At 39.7% G+C, this 17299-nt stretch carries 11 protein-coding genes and 3 pseudogenes; 7 read left to right on the top strand and 7 right to left on the bottom strand.

Annotation, left to right across the window (positions count from 1 at the left end; all coding sequences use genetic code 11):
- Nucleotides 1-2: 2 nt before the first annotated feature.
- The 4 genes from mraY to rsmH are packed head-to-tail and all read right to left on the bottom strand — an operon-like array spanning nucleotide 3 to nucleotide 4523.
- Entirely contained in the window at nucleotides 3-983 is a 981-nt protein-coding gene (mraY, locus tag D8845_RS05965) for a phospho-N-acetylmuramoyl-pentapeptide-transferase (RefSeq protein WP_125452825.1), read from the bottom strand.
- A 1-nt stretch (nucleotide 984) separates the two neighbouring features.
- Nucleotides 985-3240 carry a penicillin-binding protein PBP2X gene (pbp2X, locus tag D8845_RS05960; protein ID WP_125452824.1) on the bottom strand — a complete coding sequence of 752 codons (2256 nt, stop codon included), beginning with the start codon at nucleotides 3238-3240 and terminating at the stop codon, nucleotides 985-987.
- 3 nt (nucleotides 3241-3243) lie between these two features.
- A complete protein-coding gene (gene ftsL, locus D8845_RS05955; RefSeq protein ID WP_125452823.1) occupies nucleotides 3244-3561 on the bottom strand; it encodes a cell division protein FtsL in 318 nt (105 codons plus the stop codon).
- Between the two features lie 11 nt (nucleotides 3562-3572).
- Nucleotides 3573-4523, bottom strand: a complete 951-nt coding sequence (rsmH, locus tag D8845_RS05950) for a 16S rRNA (cytosine(1402)-N(4))-methyltransferase RsmH (protein ID WP_125452822.1) — start codon at nucleotides 4521-4523, stop codon at nucleotides 3573-3575.
- A gap of 166 nt (nucleotides 4524-4689) precedes the next feature.
- On the opposite strand from rsmH, the gene D8845_RS05945 reads away from it, so the two are divergent.
- The 7 genes and pseudogenes from D8845_RS05945 to D8845_RS05910 all read left to right on the top strand — a co-directional run.
- Nucleotides 4690-4884, top strand: coding sequence for a helix-turn-helix transcriptional regulator (locus tag D8845_RS05945; RefSeq protein ID WP_001082470.1), 195 nt, complete (start codon nucleotides 4690-4692; stop codon nucleotides 4882-4884).
- Between the two features lie 15 nt (nucleotides 4885-4899).
- Nucleotides 4900-5442: a DUF3278 domain-containing protein gene (locus D8845_RS05940; protein WP_125452821.1), complete on the top strand. Its 543-nt coding sequence runs from the start codon at nucleotides 4900-4902 to the stop codon at nucleotides 5440-5442.
- A gap of 10 nt (nucleotides 5443-5452) precedes the next feature.
- On the top strand, nucleotides 5453-5794 hold the full coding sequence (locus D8845_RS05935) for a hypothetical protein (protein ID WP_125452820.1): 342 nt from the start codon (nucleotides 5453-5455) through the stop codon (nucleotides 5792-5794).
- Nucleotides 5795-5806: 12 nt separating this feature from the next.
- Entirely contained in the window at nucleotides 5807-6385 is a 579-nt protein-coding gene (locus tag D8845_RS05930) for a DUF3278 domain-containing protein (RefSeq protein ID WP_125452819.1), read from the top strand.
- Entirely contained in the window at nucleotides 6382-6858 is a 477-nt protein-coding gene (locus tag D8845_RS05925) for a glutathione peroxidase (RefSeq protein WP_125452818.1), read from the top strand. Before D8845_RS05930 ends, D8845_RS05925 begins: the two co-directional genes overlap by 4 nt.
- Before the next feature lie 338 nt (nucleotides 6859-7196).
- Entirely contained in the window at nucleotides 7197-13694 is a 6498-nt protein-coding gene (locus D8845_RS05920; protein WP_125452817.1) for an alpha-L-fucosidase, read from the top strand.
- Nucleotides 13695-13893: 199 nt separating this feature from the next.
- Nucleotides 13894-14652, top strand: a pseudogene (locus D8845_RS05910) (tyrosine-type recombinase/integrase); the annotation flags it as partial.
- Nucleotides 14653-15145: 493 nt separating this feature from the next.
- Here D8845_RS05910 and D8845_RS05905 read toward each other — a convergent pair.
- From D8845_RS05905 to D8845_RS10465, 3 genes and pseudogenes are all read right to left on the bottom strand, one after another.
- A pseudogene (locus D8845_RS05905) lies at nucleotides 15146-15567 on the bottom strand (hypothetical protein).
- 217 nt (nucleotides 15568-15784) lie between these two features.
- Nucleotides 15785-16018 (bottom strand): Imm74 family immunity protein, encoded by a 234-nt coding sequence (locus tag D8845_RS05895; protein WP_125452815.1) that lies wholly within the window; start codon nucleotides 16016-16018, stop codon nucleotides 15785-15787.
- Between the two features lie 2 nt (nucleotides 16019-16020).
- Nucleotides 16021-17299: pseudogene (locus D8845_RS10465) on the bottom strand (hypothetical protein); the annotation flags it as partial.

Raw genomic sequence — 17299 nt, 5'->3', positions numbered from 1 at the left:
TTTTACAGTAGGTATAAAAAGGCTAGCGTCAAAAGACTTGCTAGAAGCCCCACTCCCCAAAAGAAGAAGTCAACCTTCCACTCGCTCCAAGGATTTCCTTTACCAGACAATCCTCCAAGCTCAAAATGGTGATGCACAGGCGTCATACGGAAAATACGTTTACCACCAGTCATTTTGAAATAGCCGACTTGCATCATGACCGAAGTTGTTTCAAAGACATAAATAATTCCAATAATCAAGAGAGTCCATTCTTGGTGGAGAGCCATAGAGATAGCTGCCAACATTCCACCGAGAGCCAAACTTCCCACATCCCCCATAAAGACCTTGGCAGGCTTATGGTTAAAGATGAAGAAGCCGAGCAAGCCACCAATCATGGCTAGAATCACCAGAAGAATATCCATCTGACCTTGCACATAGGCAATAACTCCATATGCAGACAAACTAATCACGACTGAAATACTAGCCAGACCATCTATTCCGTCTGTCAAGTTGACTGCGTTTGAAAAACCAACTAGCCAGAAAAGGGCGAAGACAATATAGAAAATCCCTAGATGCACTTGGTAGCCAAAGACTGAAAGCATATCGCCACCGCGCTCATAGAAAAGGTAGAAAATGACACCACCTAGAAGCTGAAGAGCCAATTTCTGTTTGGGATTAAGGCCCTCATTGATTTTACGGAAGACCTTGAGAAAGTCATCTAAAAATCCGATTAAACCATAAAGAACCAAGATGAACAAAATCATTCCCACATTATTGCTGAGTTGGTTACTAAATAAGGCAAGAAAGAAGGCAACCAAAACAGAAGCAATTAAGAAAACCAAACCTCCCATTGTAGGAGTCCCAGCTTTTGCCTGGTGCTGTTTGACATCCTCATGCATCTGCTGGCCTGTAATTTGCGCCTTTCTATAAAATTGGATAAAGGCCGGAATTCCTACTAAAGTTAGTAAAAATGTCACAATTCCAGCACTGATGGAAATAAACATATTAGTCTCCTAAAGTTAATTTAATTTTTTTAATGTTTTTGATAGCTGTATTAGTCCGAACATCTTGCTTCTGTACAACAGAACCTGACCCTTCAAATTCCAGCTCAATATCCAACCATTTAGCAAAGGTTTCAGCAGTCTCTTTTTTCCAGCCATACATGTCTGGAATTTCTTCTACCTTATCCGATAAAAGGAGAACTTGTTGGTTTGGTGCAAGATTGGTCCCTTCTTCTACAGAAGTCTCTTTAATCTTTGTTCCAGTACCTACAACGATTGGTTGCACAATATTTCGGCGTAAGGCTTCCGCCAAATCACCAGGTGAAATATCCTTAATGCTAGGCATTGCATAAGAAGATTCTGTCGTCACTTGATCTAAATTCTTGGCTGGAGATTGAAGATTCAGAGATTCTTTCATAGCTGAAGCTCTCTCAAGGATTGGATTAGTAAACTCCCCAAGCGGAATTCCTGAATAATGTTCAGGCTGTTGAACCGTTACATACAAGATAAAATCAGGATTTTCAGCAGGGTTCATAGCCACAACCGAGAAAATGTAGTTGGTAGAACCAACCAAGTAGCCTCCATTTTTCTCGTCAGCGATTTGAGCCGTACCAGACTTGAGGGCTACATTTTGTCCTGGAACATTGACAGTTGGTTTCCCTGTCTTATGATTATACATAGTTCCATATACTGGATCGGTACCGACTAAAACCATATGCGTTCGCGTCAAGCTCGCTGCATCTTTAGACACAGGATTTCCCACAACTTCTTTTTGTGATTTCCGAGCAGTTTGATCATTTGGATCATACAAGGCCGTAATAAATTTAGGCTCCAACATAACCCCATCATTGGCAATGGCTGTAAAAGCACGTAGCATCTGGGTCTGCGTTACAGAAATCCCCTGACCAAATGCACTCATGGCAATATTAACAATATTATCTGCAGGCAATTGACCTGAATACTCATCAGTCAGACCAAAACGCGTCGGAACCCCAAACTTAAAGCGGTTTAGATAATCCAACCAAGTAGCATCTCCCATTTTTTGTTCAAGTAGACTCATTCCAACATTACTGGAGTGAGCGAAACCTTGTAAGAAAGTCATCATCCCACCAGTCGTCAAACCATCATTAACATCCCAATCTCGAATTGTCGCATCCGCTATTTTTAATTCACTACTATTGAAGTATTCTCCACCTGGGAAGGTATTGTTATCAATAGAAGCTGCTAGCGTCATGACCTTCAGGGCTGATCCTGGTTCGTAATTACTTTGATAAAGAATATCACGCCAAACAAAGTCTTTGGTGATACCATCCTTAGTATCTGCATTAAAGGTAGGTCGTTGGGTGGTAGCAAGGATTTCACCGGTCTTTGCACTGACCAAGGTCGCGGTCATATACTTACCTTTTACTTTTTCTAGAAAGGCATCCATCTGAGTTTCCATGAAAGATTGGAGCGGGCTAGACAATGTTGTATAAACATCCTTGCCATCCACAGTTTGTTGCGACACCTGTTCTGTTCCTGGTACGATATTTCCTACACGGTCTTTTTCATAGGTAATAATACCGTCTGTCCCAGCAAGAATGGTATTTAACGAACTCTCCAGACCAAAAGTTCCTAATAAACTCTTACTGCCGTCCTCATTTTCATGAAGTTGTGCTAGACCAATAAATGATGAAGCAAACTGACCATTCGGATAACTGCGGTTAGGACTAGTTGTAAAATCAACCCCCTCCACACCAGCAGTCTTGAGGTCATTTTTAATAGCCATCATATTGGCATAAGTAATACCATTTCCTTTTGTACCAAACGATACCTGTTTCAGATTGGGCTGAGCAAGTTGTTCTGTCACATAGGACTCATCCATCTCTAGGTATTTATGAAAAATTTCTGCAACTTTACTAAATTGTGAATCTTCTACATAAAGAACTTTTCCAGTAGCCGACTTGTAGGTCTTGTCAATAACAGCATACACATTATAAGAAGTTGCATCTTCTGCTATTGGCGTTCCATTTCGATCATAGATGGTTCCTCGTTTCGCCGGAATAGTCTTAGTTGTCTGGTGAACCTTCTTAGCCTCTTTGACCAAGTCTTTACCAAATTTACTACCCGTTCCAATAATGACCGCAAAGTTGACCAAAAAGACAGCGAAGAGTACGACTGCCAATAAACTTAGGCTCTTCCCTACTCTTCGGCGATTTTCTTCTGGTGATTTACGATTGCGAACGGCAAAACGGATAATTTTTTCTTTCAATTGTTTCATATCTTACTCCGCTGTTCGGATATTTTCGTTATTCAATTTCAAATCTTTTTTATCTGCAATCTCTTTCAAGCGCTCTGAACGAATCAATTCATTCACTTCCTGCTTAGCATCATCGAGTTCTGTCTTCTTTTCTTCTATCTGAGCATTAACCTTGGTCAATTCATTCTGAACTTGTAATAGCTTTGTCTGCATAAACACAACGCTAATTGCTAAAACAATTGTAGTCAAAGCAATCGAAAGATAAAATGCCTTCTCTACTCGTGAAAATCTCTTAAACTTGGTTTGCAGCGACTGGCTTGTTTTTTCGATTCTTTCTGCCATCTTTTCCCCTCTTACTTGTGAATTTTTCTGGCCACGCGCAACTTAGCTGAGTGCGAGCGGTTATTGGCTTCTAATTCTTCTGCACTTGGCAAGATTGGCTTACGGGATACCAATTCCATCTTGGGCTTGAGATCATCTGGGATGAAGGGTAAACCTTTTGGAACTTCCACTGTTGAAGCTTCCTTGAACAATTGCTTGGTCAAGCGGTCTTCTAAGGAATGAAAGGTAATCACTGAAATTCTACCATCTAGAGCCAAGATCTCCATAGCCTGCTGGATAGATTCATCTGCTGCTCCCAGTTCATCATTGACTTCAATCCGAATAGCCTGGAAAATCTGCTTGGCAGGATGGCCCTTCTTCTTGAGCTCCTTGGCAGGTTTGGCAGACTTGATAATTTCTGCTAACTCAGTCGTTGTCTCGATTGGCTTGACTTCACGTGCTTGTTCGATCTTACGCGCAATCTGTTTAGAGAATTTATCCTCACCATACTTGAAGAAAATACGAACCAAGTCATGATAGTCATAGTGGTTCACCACTTCATAGGCTGTCAGACTAGCTTCCTGATTCATCCGCATGTCCAGTGGCGCATCCTTTTTATAAGAAAAACCACGTTCACGCTGGTCCAATTGAGGACTAGACACTCCCAAATCATAACAAATTCCATCAATTTCCTGAACACCAGCTTCGCGCAAACGTGCCTGTAAATGACGGAAGTTATCCTTGATAAAGGTCACCATCCCCTTTTCAATGTAAGGTGCCAAGCGTTTTTGCGCATTGTCAATGGCATTCTGGTCCTGGTCAAAGGCATAGAGATGGCCTTTTTCACTTAATTTACTTAATAAATATTCGCTATGGCCTGCTCCACCCAAGGTCGCATCAACGTAGATACCGTCAGGTTTCACATCAAGCATATCAATGGTTTCGTGGAGTAAGACCGTTACATGATGAAATTCTTTTGTCATATCTTATCTATTTTACCACAAATCTGACTAGCTTGCACTAGTCAGACAAATAAGGCAAAAACAAGTAAGATTTCTTTAAGAAATATGTCAAATATGCTTGACATCCACTCCATAGAAGAATATAATATAGTCAAATATATACGACATGAATCAGAAAGGAGTCCAGATGAATCGTGTGAAAGAATTTCGCAAGGAACTGGGTATTTCCCAGCTCGAACTCGCCAAGGATATCGGTGTCTCGAGACAGACCATCAATATGATTGAGAATGACAAGTACAATCCAACCCTAGAACTCTGTCTCAATCTCGCCCGCAGCCTCCAAACTGACCTCAATAGTCTCTTTTGGGAGGATGATTTTTAAAAAAGGAGCAAACTTATGAAAAAAGAAACCTTCACTGAAAAACTCATCAAACGCATATACGGAATTTCTGGCCCTCTCGACGAACACAAACGACGCGAGGCTGATCGTATTGGCAATCAAGTCTTTATCATCCTCTTTTATCTGATGACGTTTGGGAATCTCATCCCCTTCGTCCTCGCTTATAAATACCCGCAAATTGTCGCTATCGGCTATCCAATCATTGTCTTTATGATTTCCATGATTTCTTCTCTCTATGTGCTCTCCCAAACCAAAAAAACAGGCATCACAGCTATTGATCCAGATATGCTGAGCGAGAAAGAAAGTAAGCAACTACACTACCCTGGTCTGAAAGCGGGTTTGTTTGTTGGTCTATTGATATTTTTTATAACACCTCTTCTCCATATACTGCTAGGTGAGAGCCAGGACTATCTTCAGTCTCTTCTCGCTTTTAAAAATATTTTTTCAAGTATTCTCCATTCTTTCTTCTTCGGAGTGATTATACAAATTATCATCTCCCGTCGCATTGCAAAAACTAAAAAAGAGCAAGACCAGGATTAGGAGGTGCCTTATGAAATCACTAGTAACTTTACTTACCTATCATCTTTTGTTCAGTTCTCTGCTCATCTTCATCATCGTTTCAGGGAACTTGCCAATCTACGATATAGTCCTCCTTCCAGTCTTTGTTCCAGCCCTCAACAAAGGACTGACTTATCTAAAGATTGACTCCCAAAAAGCGCGCATACTCAACTTAGCACTATACTTTATAATTCTATCTTTTCCACAACTGATGCTCGTCTCAGGCAATTGGAAATATTATTTACTGCTCACTATCGCTATCCTTTCTTCTATCACTTATCTTTATTATCTCTATCAACTCGTTAAAGAAGTCAATCAAAAACCGCTCATTTAGGAGGTTACTAGTATGAAAAAAGAAGACTTAACCACTCGCCTACTTCGAAATCTCTTTCACATCCAAGGCCCTTTTGATGAATGCCGACAAGAGATTATCTACAAGGCTTGTGCCCGTTCTATGGTTCAAATCGTTTATTCTTCCTTCTTTCTCTTCCTATTCTATATTTTGTTCGGAAGCTTTATAGAAATTGTTCGAAATGTTATGCCCTACATCTATTTTGGACTCATTTTGTTCATGAGTATAAAAGCTCAAAAAGCCGTCCAAGAGCTTCATCTTGAAAAGGATGACAAATCAGAAATCATCCTCAAAACCTACAGCAAAGCCCAAATCAAATTCCGAAGCTGGATTGTGTTTATCGGTATTCAGATTGGCTTCTTTACCTTACTCATCTTTCATAAAGTCTTCGTTCAGCAGATGTCCCTTTCAGATTTTGTGAAGTTGCTCATGCAATTCGATAAAAGTGGTCCTTTCCTAATGTACGGTCTGATTATCGGTAGCATTTTTGGAACCCTGACCTACGGATTTCTATCACTACAGGAGGAGAAAACTCCTAAAAATACCAAACAGAAGGAGAAAAGCAAGCAATGACTTCACTATACGATTTTTCAGTCTTGAACCAAAACCATCAAGAAACTCCACTAGAGACCTATGGTGGTAAGGTTCTCTTGGTTGTCAACACTGCTACTGGATGTGGTTTAACACCCCAGTACCAAGGACTTCAAGAACTCTATAATCGCTATCAAGAACAAGGTTTTGAGATTTTAGACTTCCCTTGCAATCAGTTTATGGGACAAGCACCAGGTAGCCCAGAGGAAATCAACAGCTTCTGTAGCCTACATTATCAAACCAGCTTCCCACGTTTTGCCAAGATTAAGGTCAACGGTAAGGAAGCAGATCCTCTCTATGTTTGGTTGAAAGAACAAAAATCTGGCCCACTAGGAAAACGAATCGAATGGAATTTCGCTAAATTTCTCATCGGTCGTGATGGTCAGGTCTTTGAACGCTTCTCTTCAAAAACAGACCCAAAACAAATTGAAGAGGCCATACGTAATCTACTCTAAAATTCGTTAACATCCATCCTTCTATCCTCCCCAAAATAGAAGGATAGATTTCCTTTAAAAAGTAAACGAATTTCTTTAAATTAGATGGATTTTCTTACATTTCTCTATTGCATTTCTTGGAATAATTTAGTATATTTGTTATATTAAGGTTTTTAGGTCATTTTAAAGATTAAGATGGCAATTTTAATTTTTGTATCTTAAAATGAAAGCGCTTAAACAGGAGGGGTAATTAATCTCAAACTATTGCACAAATTAACTATCATTAAAGAAAATCGTTTCCAAGTCATACTTGGGCTCAGACAGTAGCTGACTGTCTTGATTCAAACTAGGAGTACATTATGAATCGATACCTTTTTGAAAAAGGGCAAACTTTTAGCATCAGAAAATTAACCGTTGGTGTTGCTTCGGTTATGGTTGGTCTCGCTTTTTTTGCATCTGGAACAGCACTAGCGGACGAAGCAAAAATTGAAGCTACAAGTTCTCAACCAAACGTAGAAAAATTGGCCGAGGGTGAAAAAACTAAACCAGAAATCAAAAATGAAAGTCCTGTAATCTCTACACCTCAAAAGTCAGAGCAAGCAGAGAAAACTGTTAAACCAGCAGAAGAAAAATCTGTAGCAGATACTAAGACTACTGACTTACTTCCTGAAGAAATCCACGATCAAGCTTATCCTGACACGCCCGTGAAAAACATAGATACTTCAGCAATCGTAGACAAGAAGGATAGCCCAAAAGTTGAGACAGAAAGCATTCTAAAAAACAAGGAAGAACTTCCAAAAGAAGCTGAAAATGGTAATCGTGCAATCATCAACGGTGGTCTAGATTTGAAGCACGTCCCTTATGAAGGACAACCTGCTACTGCTGCTAGTATGATTTACACTATTTACAATGGTGGTTCCCAACGCTATATCGTGTCTGGTTCTGGTATTTTTGTGGCACCAAATGTCATCTTGACTGTCGCTCACAACTTTTTAGAATCAAACCGTGATACAAAAGAAGGACATATTCGAGGTGGAGATTCTGCTAAGTTTTACTATAACCTCGGTTCCAATTCTGCTGTTCGCAATTCTCAACCTGTAACGGGTAATACTACTCTTTTCAAAGAAGAAGATATTCATTTTTGGAACAAGAAAGAATTTGGAAAAGGATATCAAAATGACCTGGCTGCTGTTGTAGCACCTGTTCCTCTTCAAATCGCTAGTCCAAATAAAGCTGCTACCTTTGTTCCCTTGGCAGAAAACAAAACCTATCAACCAGGAGATCCTGTTAGCACGATTGGATATCCAACTGATTCAAGCTCACCTGAGCTCAAAAAACCAATTGTAGCTGGTCAACTTTACAAGGCTGATGGTGTCGTGAAATCTGTTGATAATTATGATGATAAAGGCTCAAAAGGCATCACCTATCATATGACTTCTGTTTCAGGCCTTTCAGGTGCTGGTATTATCAACGGTGATGGTAAAGTAGTCGGTGTTCACCAACATGGCACAATCGAAAACGGCATCCCTGACAAAGACCGTTTCGGTGGTGGGATCGTCCTCTCACCTGAGCAAGTCAAATGGGTAAAAGATATTATCGCAAAATATGGTGTCAAAGGTTGGTACCAAGGTGATAATGGGAAACGATATTACTTTACTCCTGAAGGAGAAATTTTCAGAAATAAAACTGCTGTTATTGGCGAAAATCAATATTCTTTCGATGAAAATGGTGTTGCGACACTCATTAAAGGAATCGATTACGGACGTGTAGTGGTTCAACACGTAGATGAAACTGGTAATCCAATCAAGACTGATGATACTTTCGTTGAAAAGACTGAAGTTGGAACAGCTTTTGACTATGACTTCAAAAAAGAAATCGTTAAGACCGAATTCTATACAAAAAATCAAGAGAAATACCAGATTGTCTCTATTGATGGCGTCGAAATCAATAAACAACTCAAAGATGAGTGGACCTACAACGTCGTCAGCAAAACAGCTCCAGGAACACGGGTCATCAAGGTGGTTTATAAAGTGAATAAAGGTTCATTTGCCATTCATTATCGTTTGAAAGGCTCAGAGCAAGAATTAGCAGATGTTGTTACTGATAATAATGACGGAAAAGAATACGAGGTTTCTTTTGTAAACACTTTTGAAGCCAAAGAAATCGCAGGCTACCGCGCGATCACTCCACGCTTAGAAGCCAGCATCCTGCACAAGGGTGTGAATGATATTGTCTTTGAATACGAAAAAATCTCTGACAGCTCTAATCCTACTTCAAATGTTTTACCTGCTGCTCATCCAGAAGATAAGGAAACAGAAATCGGAAATCACGGTCCGCTTCCAAGCAAGGCTCAACTTGATTATCACAAGGAAGAATTAGCTGCCTTCATCCACTATGGTATGAATACTTATACTAATTCTGAATGGGGACATGGAAATGAGGATCCTAAAAACTTCAATCCAACTAACTTAGATACAGATCAATGGATCCGTACTCTAAAGGAAACTGGTTTTAAACGAACTATTATGGTTGTCAAACACCACGATGGTTTCGTTATTTACCCATCTAAATATACAAATCATACCGTAGCTGCAAGTCCATGGAAAGATGGAAAAGGTGACCTTCTAGAAGAAATCTCTAAATCGGCTACCAAATACGATATGAACATGGGTGTTTACCTATCACCATGGGATGTTAATAGCCCTAAATATAAGGTAGCTACTCAAAAAGAATACAACGAATACTACCTCAATCAACTAAAAGAAATCCTTGGTAATCCAAAATACGGTAATAAGGGTAAATTTATCGAAGTTTGGATGGATGGAGCACGCGGTAGTGGTGCCCAAAAAGTAACCTATACTTTTGATGAGTGGTTCAAATACATCAAGGAAGCTGAAGGAGATATCGCTATCTTCTCTGCCGAACCAACAAGTATCCGTTGGATTGGAAATGAGCGTGGTATCGCCGGTGACCCTGTATGGCATAAGGTCAAGAAAGCAAACATCACCGAAAATGTTAAGAACGAATACCTTAACCACGGTGACCCTGACGGAGATATGTACTCTGTAGGGGAAGCTGACGTTTCAATCCGTTCTGGTTGGTTCTACCACGATAACCAGCAACCAAAATCCCTCAAAGAATTGATGGATATCTACTTCAAGTCTGTTGGTCGTGGAACGCCACTTCTTCTCAACATTCCACCAAACAAAGAAGGTAAATTCGCAGATGCTGACGTGGCTCGCTTGAAAGAATTCAAGGCGACCCTAGACCAAATGTATGCGACTGACTTTGCCAAAGGAGCGACTGTCACAGCAAGTTCTACTCGTCAGAACCATCTCTACAAAGAAAGCCACCTTACAGACGGTAAAGATGATACTAGCTGGGCACTTTCAAATGATGCTACAACTGGTAGCTTCACAGTTGATTTAGGACAAAAGAGACGTTTTGACGTCGTAGAACTCAAGGAAGATATTGCCAAAGGACAACGTATTTCTGGATTCAAGATTGAAGTCGAAATCAACGGACGTTGGGTTCCATATGGTGAAGGTTCAACCGTAGGCTATCGTCGTTTGATCCAGGGTCAACCTGTAGAAGCACAAAAAATCCGAGTTACGATTACTGGTTCACAAGCCACACCAATCCTAACCAACTTCTCAGTCTATAAAACTCCGAGCACTATCGAAAAGAATGATGGATATCCTCTTGGACTAGAATACCACTCAAATACAACGGCTGACAAGGAAGGTACAACTTGGTACAATGAATCGGAAGGTATCCGCGGTACTTCTATGTGGACCAACAAGAAAGACGCCAAAGTCACTTACCGTTTCACAGGAACCAAGGCTTATGTTGTATCAACAGTAGATCCAAGCCATGGTGAAATGTCTGTATTCGTGGATGGTCAAAAAGTCGCAGATGTACAAACCAAGAACAGTAGCCGTAAACGTAGCCAAAAAGTTTACGAAACTGGTGATTTAGCACCTGGAGAACACACTATTACTCTCGTTAACAAAACAGGTGAACCAATTGCTACAGAAGGAATCTACACTCTAAACAATAACAGCAAGGGTATGTTTGAGCTTGAAGCAACTTCTTACGATGTCGAAAAAGGAAAACCTGTTACTGTTACAATTAAGCGTGTTGGTGGAAGCAAGGGAGCTGCTACCGTTCGCTTCATTACGGAACCTGGAACAGGTGTTCACGGTAAGGTTTACCAAGATACAACTCAAGATGTGACCTTTGCAGATGGTGAAACAGAGAAAACTGTTACCATTCCAACTATCGACTTCACCGAACAAGCTGACTCAATCTTTGACTTCAAAGCCAAACTCACTTCTGCGTCTGATGGTGCCCTACTCGGTTTTGCTACCGACGCAACTATTCGAGTAATGAAGGCTGATTTATTGAAGACGAATCAGACAAATTACGACGACCAGGCTAGCCAATTAGATTACAGTCCTGGCTGGAGACACGAAACCAACTCTTCTGGCAAATACCAAAATACTGAATCATGGGTATCATTTGGACATCTGACAGAGGAACAGAAGAAAAAGACAACTGTGACTGCTTATTTCTATGGTACAGGCTTAGAAATCAAAGGATTTGTAGACCCAGGTCATGGTATCTACAAGGTCTTCTTAGATGGTAAAGAAGTTCCTTACCAAGATGGTATGGGAAATGCTTCGACTATTGATGGCAAGAAATACTTTAGCGGTCACGCTGCCCAACGCCAAGGTGACCAGACTCTAGTCAGCCTAAAAGGACTTGATGAAAACTTGCACGCAGTAACTCTCCAACTAGACCCTGACAAGAATGATTTGACCAAAAATATTGGTATGCAAGTGGATCAATTCATTACACAAGGCGAAGGTAGCGAGCTATACAGCAAAGCAGAAATCCTTCAATCTATCTCTAAATGGAAAGAAGATTTATCTAACTTTAATCCTGCTGGATTAAAAGATACTGCAACTGCACGCCAAGCGTTCAAGTCTAATCTTGATAAACTCACTGCACAATTAAATTCTGATACGGTAAATGTACAAGATGTGATGTCAACAGTCACTACTTTGCAAGATATTCTTAGCAAAGATGAAAATTACCAAAAACCTGGAGACGAAACAAGCCCAGAACAACCAGTTGAACCAAAACAGCCTGAACAGCCTGAAATCAATTATGATAAGGCTATGGCTAGCTTGACTGAAGCTATCGAGAAAAAAGTGGCTGAACTTGGTACTAACAACGATGCTAAGAAAAAATTAGTTGAAATTACTGATAAAGCAATCGCAGCTATTCAAGACGCTAAGACTCAAGAAGACGTCAACAAAGCTCTCAATAACGCTCTTGAACAAATCAAGCAATTGCAACCTAGCCAACCAGAACAACCGGTTGAACCAAAACAACCGGAACAGCCTGAAATCAATTATGATAAGGCTATGGCTAGCCTGACTGAAGCTATCGAGAAAAAAGTAGCTGAACTTGGTGCTAACAACGATGCTAAGAAAAAATTAGTTGAAATTACTGATAAAGCAATCGCAGCTATCCAAGACGCTAAGACTCAAGAAGACGTCAATAAAGCTCTCAATAACGCTCTTGAACAAATCAAGCAATTGCAACCTAGCCAACCAGAACAACCAGTTGAACCAAAACAGCCTGAAAAACCAATTACTTCTTCAAGTCCTGAAGAAGGGGTTAAAGAGCTTGTCCTCCAACTCCCAAGTTTGGATATTGTTAAGAAGGCAGTACCATTCAAGACTATCCGTCGCGAAAATCCACAATTAGACAAAGGGAAAGAACAAGTTCTAGCAGAAGGGAAAGATGGTGCTATAATCGAGTATATCGAAGTAAATGGCAGCAATCGTAAAGTAGTTCAAACTGAATCAACTCCAGCTCTAGACCGAGTGATTGAAGTTGGGACTAAACAAAGTTCTGTAGGAACAGATACTCCACCAGTTGTGACTCTTCCTGAGTACCTTCTACCAAAAGAGCCTGAAAAACCAATTACTTCTTCAAGTCCTGAAGAAGGGGTTAAGGACCTTGTCTTTAAACTTCCAAGCTTGGATATTGTCAAGAAGGCAGTACCATTCAAGACTATCCGTCGCGAAAATCCACAATTAGACAAAGGGAAAGAACAAGTTCTAGCAGAAGGGAAAGATGGTGCTATAATCGAGTATGTCGAAGTAGATGGCAGCAATCGTAAGGTAGTTCAAACTGAATCAACTCCAGCTCTAGACCGAGTGATTGAAGTTGGAACGAAACAAAGCTCTGTAGGAACAGATACTCCACCAGTTGTAACTCTTCCTGAGTACCTTCTACCAAAAGAACCTGAAAAACCAATTACTTCTTCAAGTCCTGAAGAAGGGGTTAAGGACCTTGTCTTTAAACTTCCAAGCTTGGATATTGTCAAGAAGGCAGTACCATTCAAGACTATCCGTCACGAAAATCCAAACTTAGATAAAGGAAAAGAGAAAGTTCTAGCAGAAGGGAAAGACGGCCTGCTAATTGAGTATGTCGAAATAGATGGTAACAATCGTAAGGTAGTTCAAACTGAATCAACTCCAGCTCTAGATAGAGTAATTGAGGTTGGAACTAAACAAAGTTCTGTAGGAACAGATACTCCACCAGTTGTGACTCTCCCTGAGTATGTTCTACCTAGAGAAACTGAAAAGCCAGCTCCTGCAGTTGTAACAGAAGATTCACCAAGCAAAGATGAAAAAGCACCTGTTGCTACTACAGTTAAACACAATAAGGAAAAACAACTCCCAGCAACTGGAGAGCAAGAAGCAAATGCCTTCTTATTCTTGGCTGCTATTACTTCAGTATTGTCTCTACTCATCTTCCAAAAGAATTTCAAAGACTAATTAAAATCTTTACTTAATTCTTTTCAATGATTCTAGTTCCCCCAAAGAGAAGACCAGCCGGTCTTCTCTTTTTCTATATATAAATCAAAAAACATCCATGAATTTATATGGATGTCTTAGTATATATAAAACAGAATGATTATTGAACTGACCCCAAAAAGTTAGACAGAAAAAATCTAGCTTTTGGGGTGCAATTCATTCTATCTTTGACTAGGCAGAAGAACTTGAGTATATAGAAGCTAATAAAGTTGCAAAAATGTTAAGAAGAATAAAGGCTACTAAAAAGATTCAACTTGCAGAGTCAAAGAGATAGTAAGATTTATATCTAACTCATGAACAACTCCAAGAATGGTTCTCAGCATTTCGATAAGATTTAGATAATAATAAAATAACCCTTAAAGATTATGTCCTATTTTATCTCACTTTTTTCTTAGGCGATAGAAAATCCGAAACATATGCTCTTCAATGGAAACATATCGATTTTTCAAAATCACAAATTCAGCTAATTCAAGCTTTAGATAGATATGGACAAGTAAAACTTACTAAAGGAAACAAGAAAACTATTTTCTCTATTTCTAATGACTTACTTAAGCTTCTTACCTCTTGGAAAGAGCAACAAAAATATGAACTAGCAAAGTTTGGCATCATCAGTAACCCAGAACAATTCGTTTTCACATATATCGACACAAAAGGAAACATCAATAATCCTTTACATGCTGACTATCTAAACAATAAAATGAAAAGCATTAGAAAGCGACATAAAGAGCTGGCACATGCTACACCTCATAAACTACGACATACAGGAGCAACACTTGCTAAACAAGCAGGAATGAGCTTAGAAGATATTTCTGAAGCATTGACACATAGCGATACAAGTACAACTCAGATTTATGTCAATACTTCGAATGTAGTTCCTATTGCAGTTGGTGCATTAACTTTAGAATCTCTAAATCAATAAGGTGAACTTTGAGGTAAACTTTTCAAAAAAACACGAAAAAAGCACCCATGAGGTAAACTCTTGAGTGCTTTGAAACGTTGATATAATCGTATTGATTAACGTTTTGAGAATTGTGATGCTTTACGAGCTTTCTTAAGACCTGGTTTGAAACATTTCTATTCGAATAAGTTTCAACATGTGCTTAAAATCAATGTTTTCTCTCTTTTTCAGAAAACAATTTTTCATCTAATTTGAATAACTCTCAATTAAATGGTGTGAATTTTACCCTAAAAATACACGAAATGAGCTAGATCTTACCGAAAAGTTCACACCATCAATCTAATCACTAATCACATTTTGCCGATTAGTGATTTTTATGTTCCGTAGCAACTACTTTTGGGCATCAAACCGTTAATCTAGATACTAAAAAACTCTTTTTAATCAACTGAACGACCACCCAAGTCATCCAAGAACTTATCCACAACTAACAGTGTATAAACAAGTTTCTTACAAGCTATTTCAATGGTGATACATAATCATCTGGAAGCTTACCTCTCCAGTCAATCCATTTTTTTCCGCAAGTGGAATTAATGTCTCAAGCTCTTCCTGAGTAAATAATTCCCAACTCTTAGGACTAGCTATTAAAGGAGTTAAGCCTTTTAATACAAATTGTTTCTCACTAACTTTCTTTTCTTCTTCCGTCGGTGGCCAACAATCGTTCTGAGCTTTAAAATCAATTTCACGTGCCGTCCTCCTGCCTAATAAATATTCATTAAAATCAGAAGGATTAATTTCAAAGACACGACGAACTGAAGCTACTCCAAACTCTCCAAAAGTGTAATATTTCCCTTCATGTCTTCGAAAATCATATCCTTTCGGTGACTCAATCTTATCAAAGGTATCAAATTCTTCCCATGTTATTTTAGTTAAACTCATTTTAATCGCCTCCTAATTTTCTAATTGTAAATTCTCCCCACGGAACTTCGTCAATGACTGCTTCTGGCATATTTCCTGGATAAGTACGGCCACCTGGTTTCTAATATCCTTTAAAAGATGATGCTTCATTAGCACTCGGAACTTTCAAATTCTTAATTGAGTCATAAGGGATATCTATTGCCACGGGTTCTCTTAGAATATATAGGATTCAACATAATTATATGAAGTCTAAGTGAATAGTTTGATCGCTCTCCATTTTTTTAGCTATGTTAATAATATTATCTATTTCTCTTTGAGTTATCGGAAGATTTTCATGAGGGGATTCCCAATGTGTCATACTATCTTTATAAACAACAAATTTTTTATTGATCAACAATTCTCCTTGTGCTTTTAAGAGGAAACCATTCTCTAAATCAAAAGTAATTGTTGATCTTGTTCCTGTAATTTTCATTTCTACCTCTCGAATATAATTTTTTCTACACCTGTTTTAGGATCTATTGTTGTAACCTTAGTAACATTTGGATTGACCTTCAATCTTGGTAGTTCGATGTTTTCCCAAATATTTCCTGGTCGTAGTTCGCTACCAACTACAGCTCTTATTTCACCAGATACTTGCTCTGCGTAAACATTCGAAGCTTCCTCCCAAACTGTTACACTTGAAGAAGTATTAAAATCCCATTCAGGCATTACAATATTCGTATCATCAATCGTAGATTCTAATGTAACTCCTCCTTTATTTTTTGCTATTTTTTTCGCAACATCCATTCCTCCAATACCCTCTGTTCGTCCTGACCAGAAGAAAGCCGTATCTGGATCAGTTTTCAATCTACCTCTTATTAACTCAATATCAAAGTCAGTTTGACTAAAATCTATTTTTGAATATCGATTTGAAGAAACAGGTTGATTCAAACTAAACTTGCTGGCTGCTGAGGAGGCCGCATAACCTCCTACGATATTCCCGATAAAGTTTGCGGTTTGGGCGTCTTCCTCACTACCACCTAGGAGCTTAGTCCCATGATAGGCAACCTGACCCGCTGTATAGGCACCGGCTTCCCCTATCGCAAACTGGGTCAAGCCCTTGACAACGCTCTGAGTCTGCCCTATGGGAATCATGATAGAACTCGCTGTCACAAAGATCCCACCAACCTGATGATACAGCTTGTCGTTCCCCATAAAAAGCGTATCTCGGATGAGATTATAGGATTTCGTATGGGTATCCCCTGCATTTCCAAGTTGGATGTTATGAATCCCTTCCCCTGCATTAGACGCCCCATAAGCCGCTGTTCCAATTCCTGCGGTTAAGCCAGCCCCAACAACCAAGGGTGTCGCTGCCCCCATAGTTGCCCAAATCGCTAAAGCACCAATCGCAACGGTCACCACACCAATAGCTAGGTCTTTCCAACCGTTCTTGGCTCGATCCTCTGCAGCCAAGGCTTCAAAACGAGCCTTGTCCCGCTCCTGAGCAGCTTGTACGCGTTCAACACGACTCTCCATCTGCTTGCTCGCCTGTTGGTAGGCTATCGCAAAGCGTTGGACAGACTGGAGTTTGGCGAAATCACCCGACTGATAAGTCCCTACAGTCCGTGTCTTCCCTGCATGCTCTGCGATCAAGGCCTTGGTCGCAGACAAGAGTTCCTTAAAGGCAACCAAATCCTGACTCGCATGATTACTTTCATACTGGATGATCGAGTTGTCCAAGTTCTTGACCTGATTCATGAGAAAGTTATAGTTC

Origin of the sequence: Streptococcus mitis (assembly GCF_003942865.1) — a bacterium.
Classification (GTDB): Bacteria; Bacillota; Bacilli; order Lactobacillales; family Streptococcaceae; genus Streptococcus; species Streptococcus mitis_BI.
This window is presented reverse-complemented; position numbering and strand designations above follow the sequence as displayed.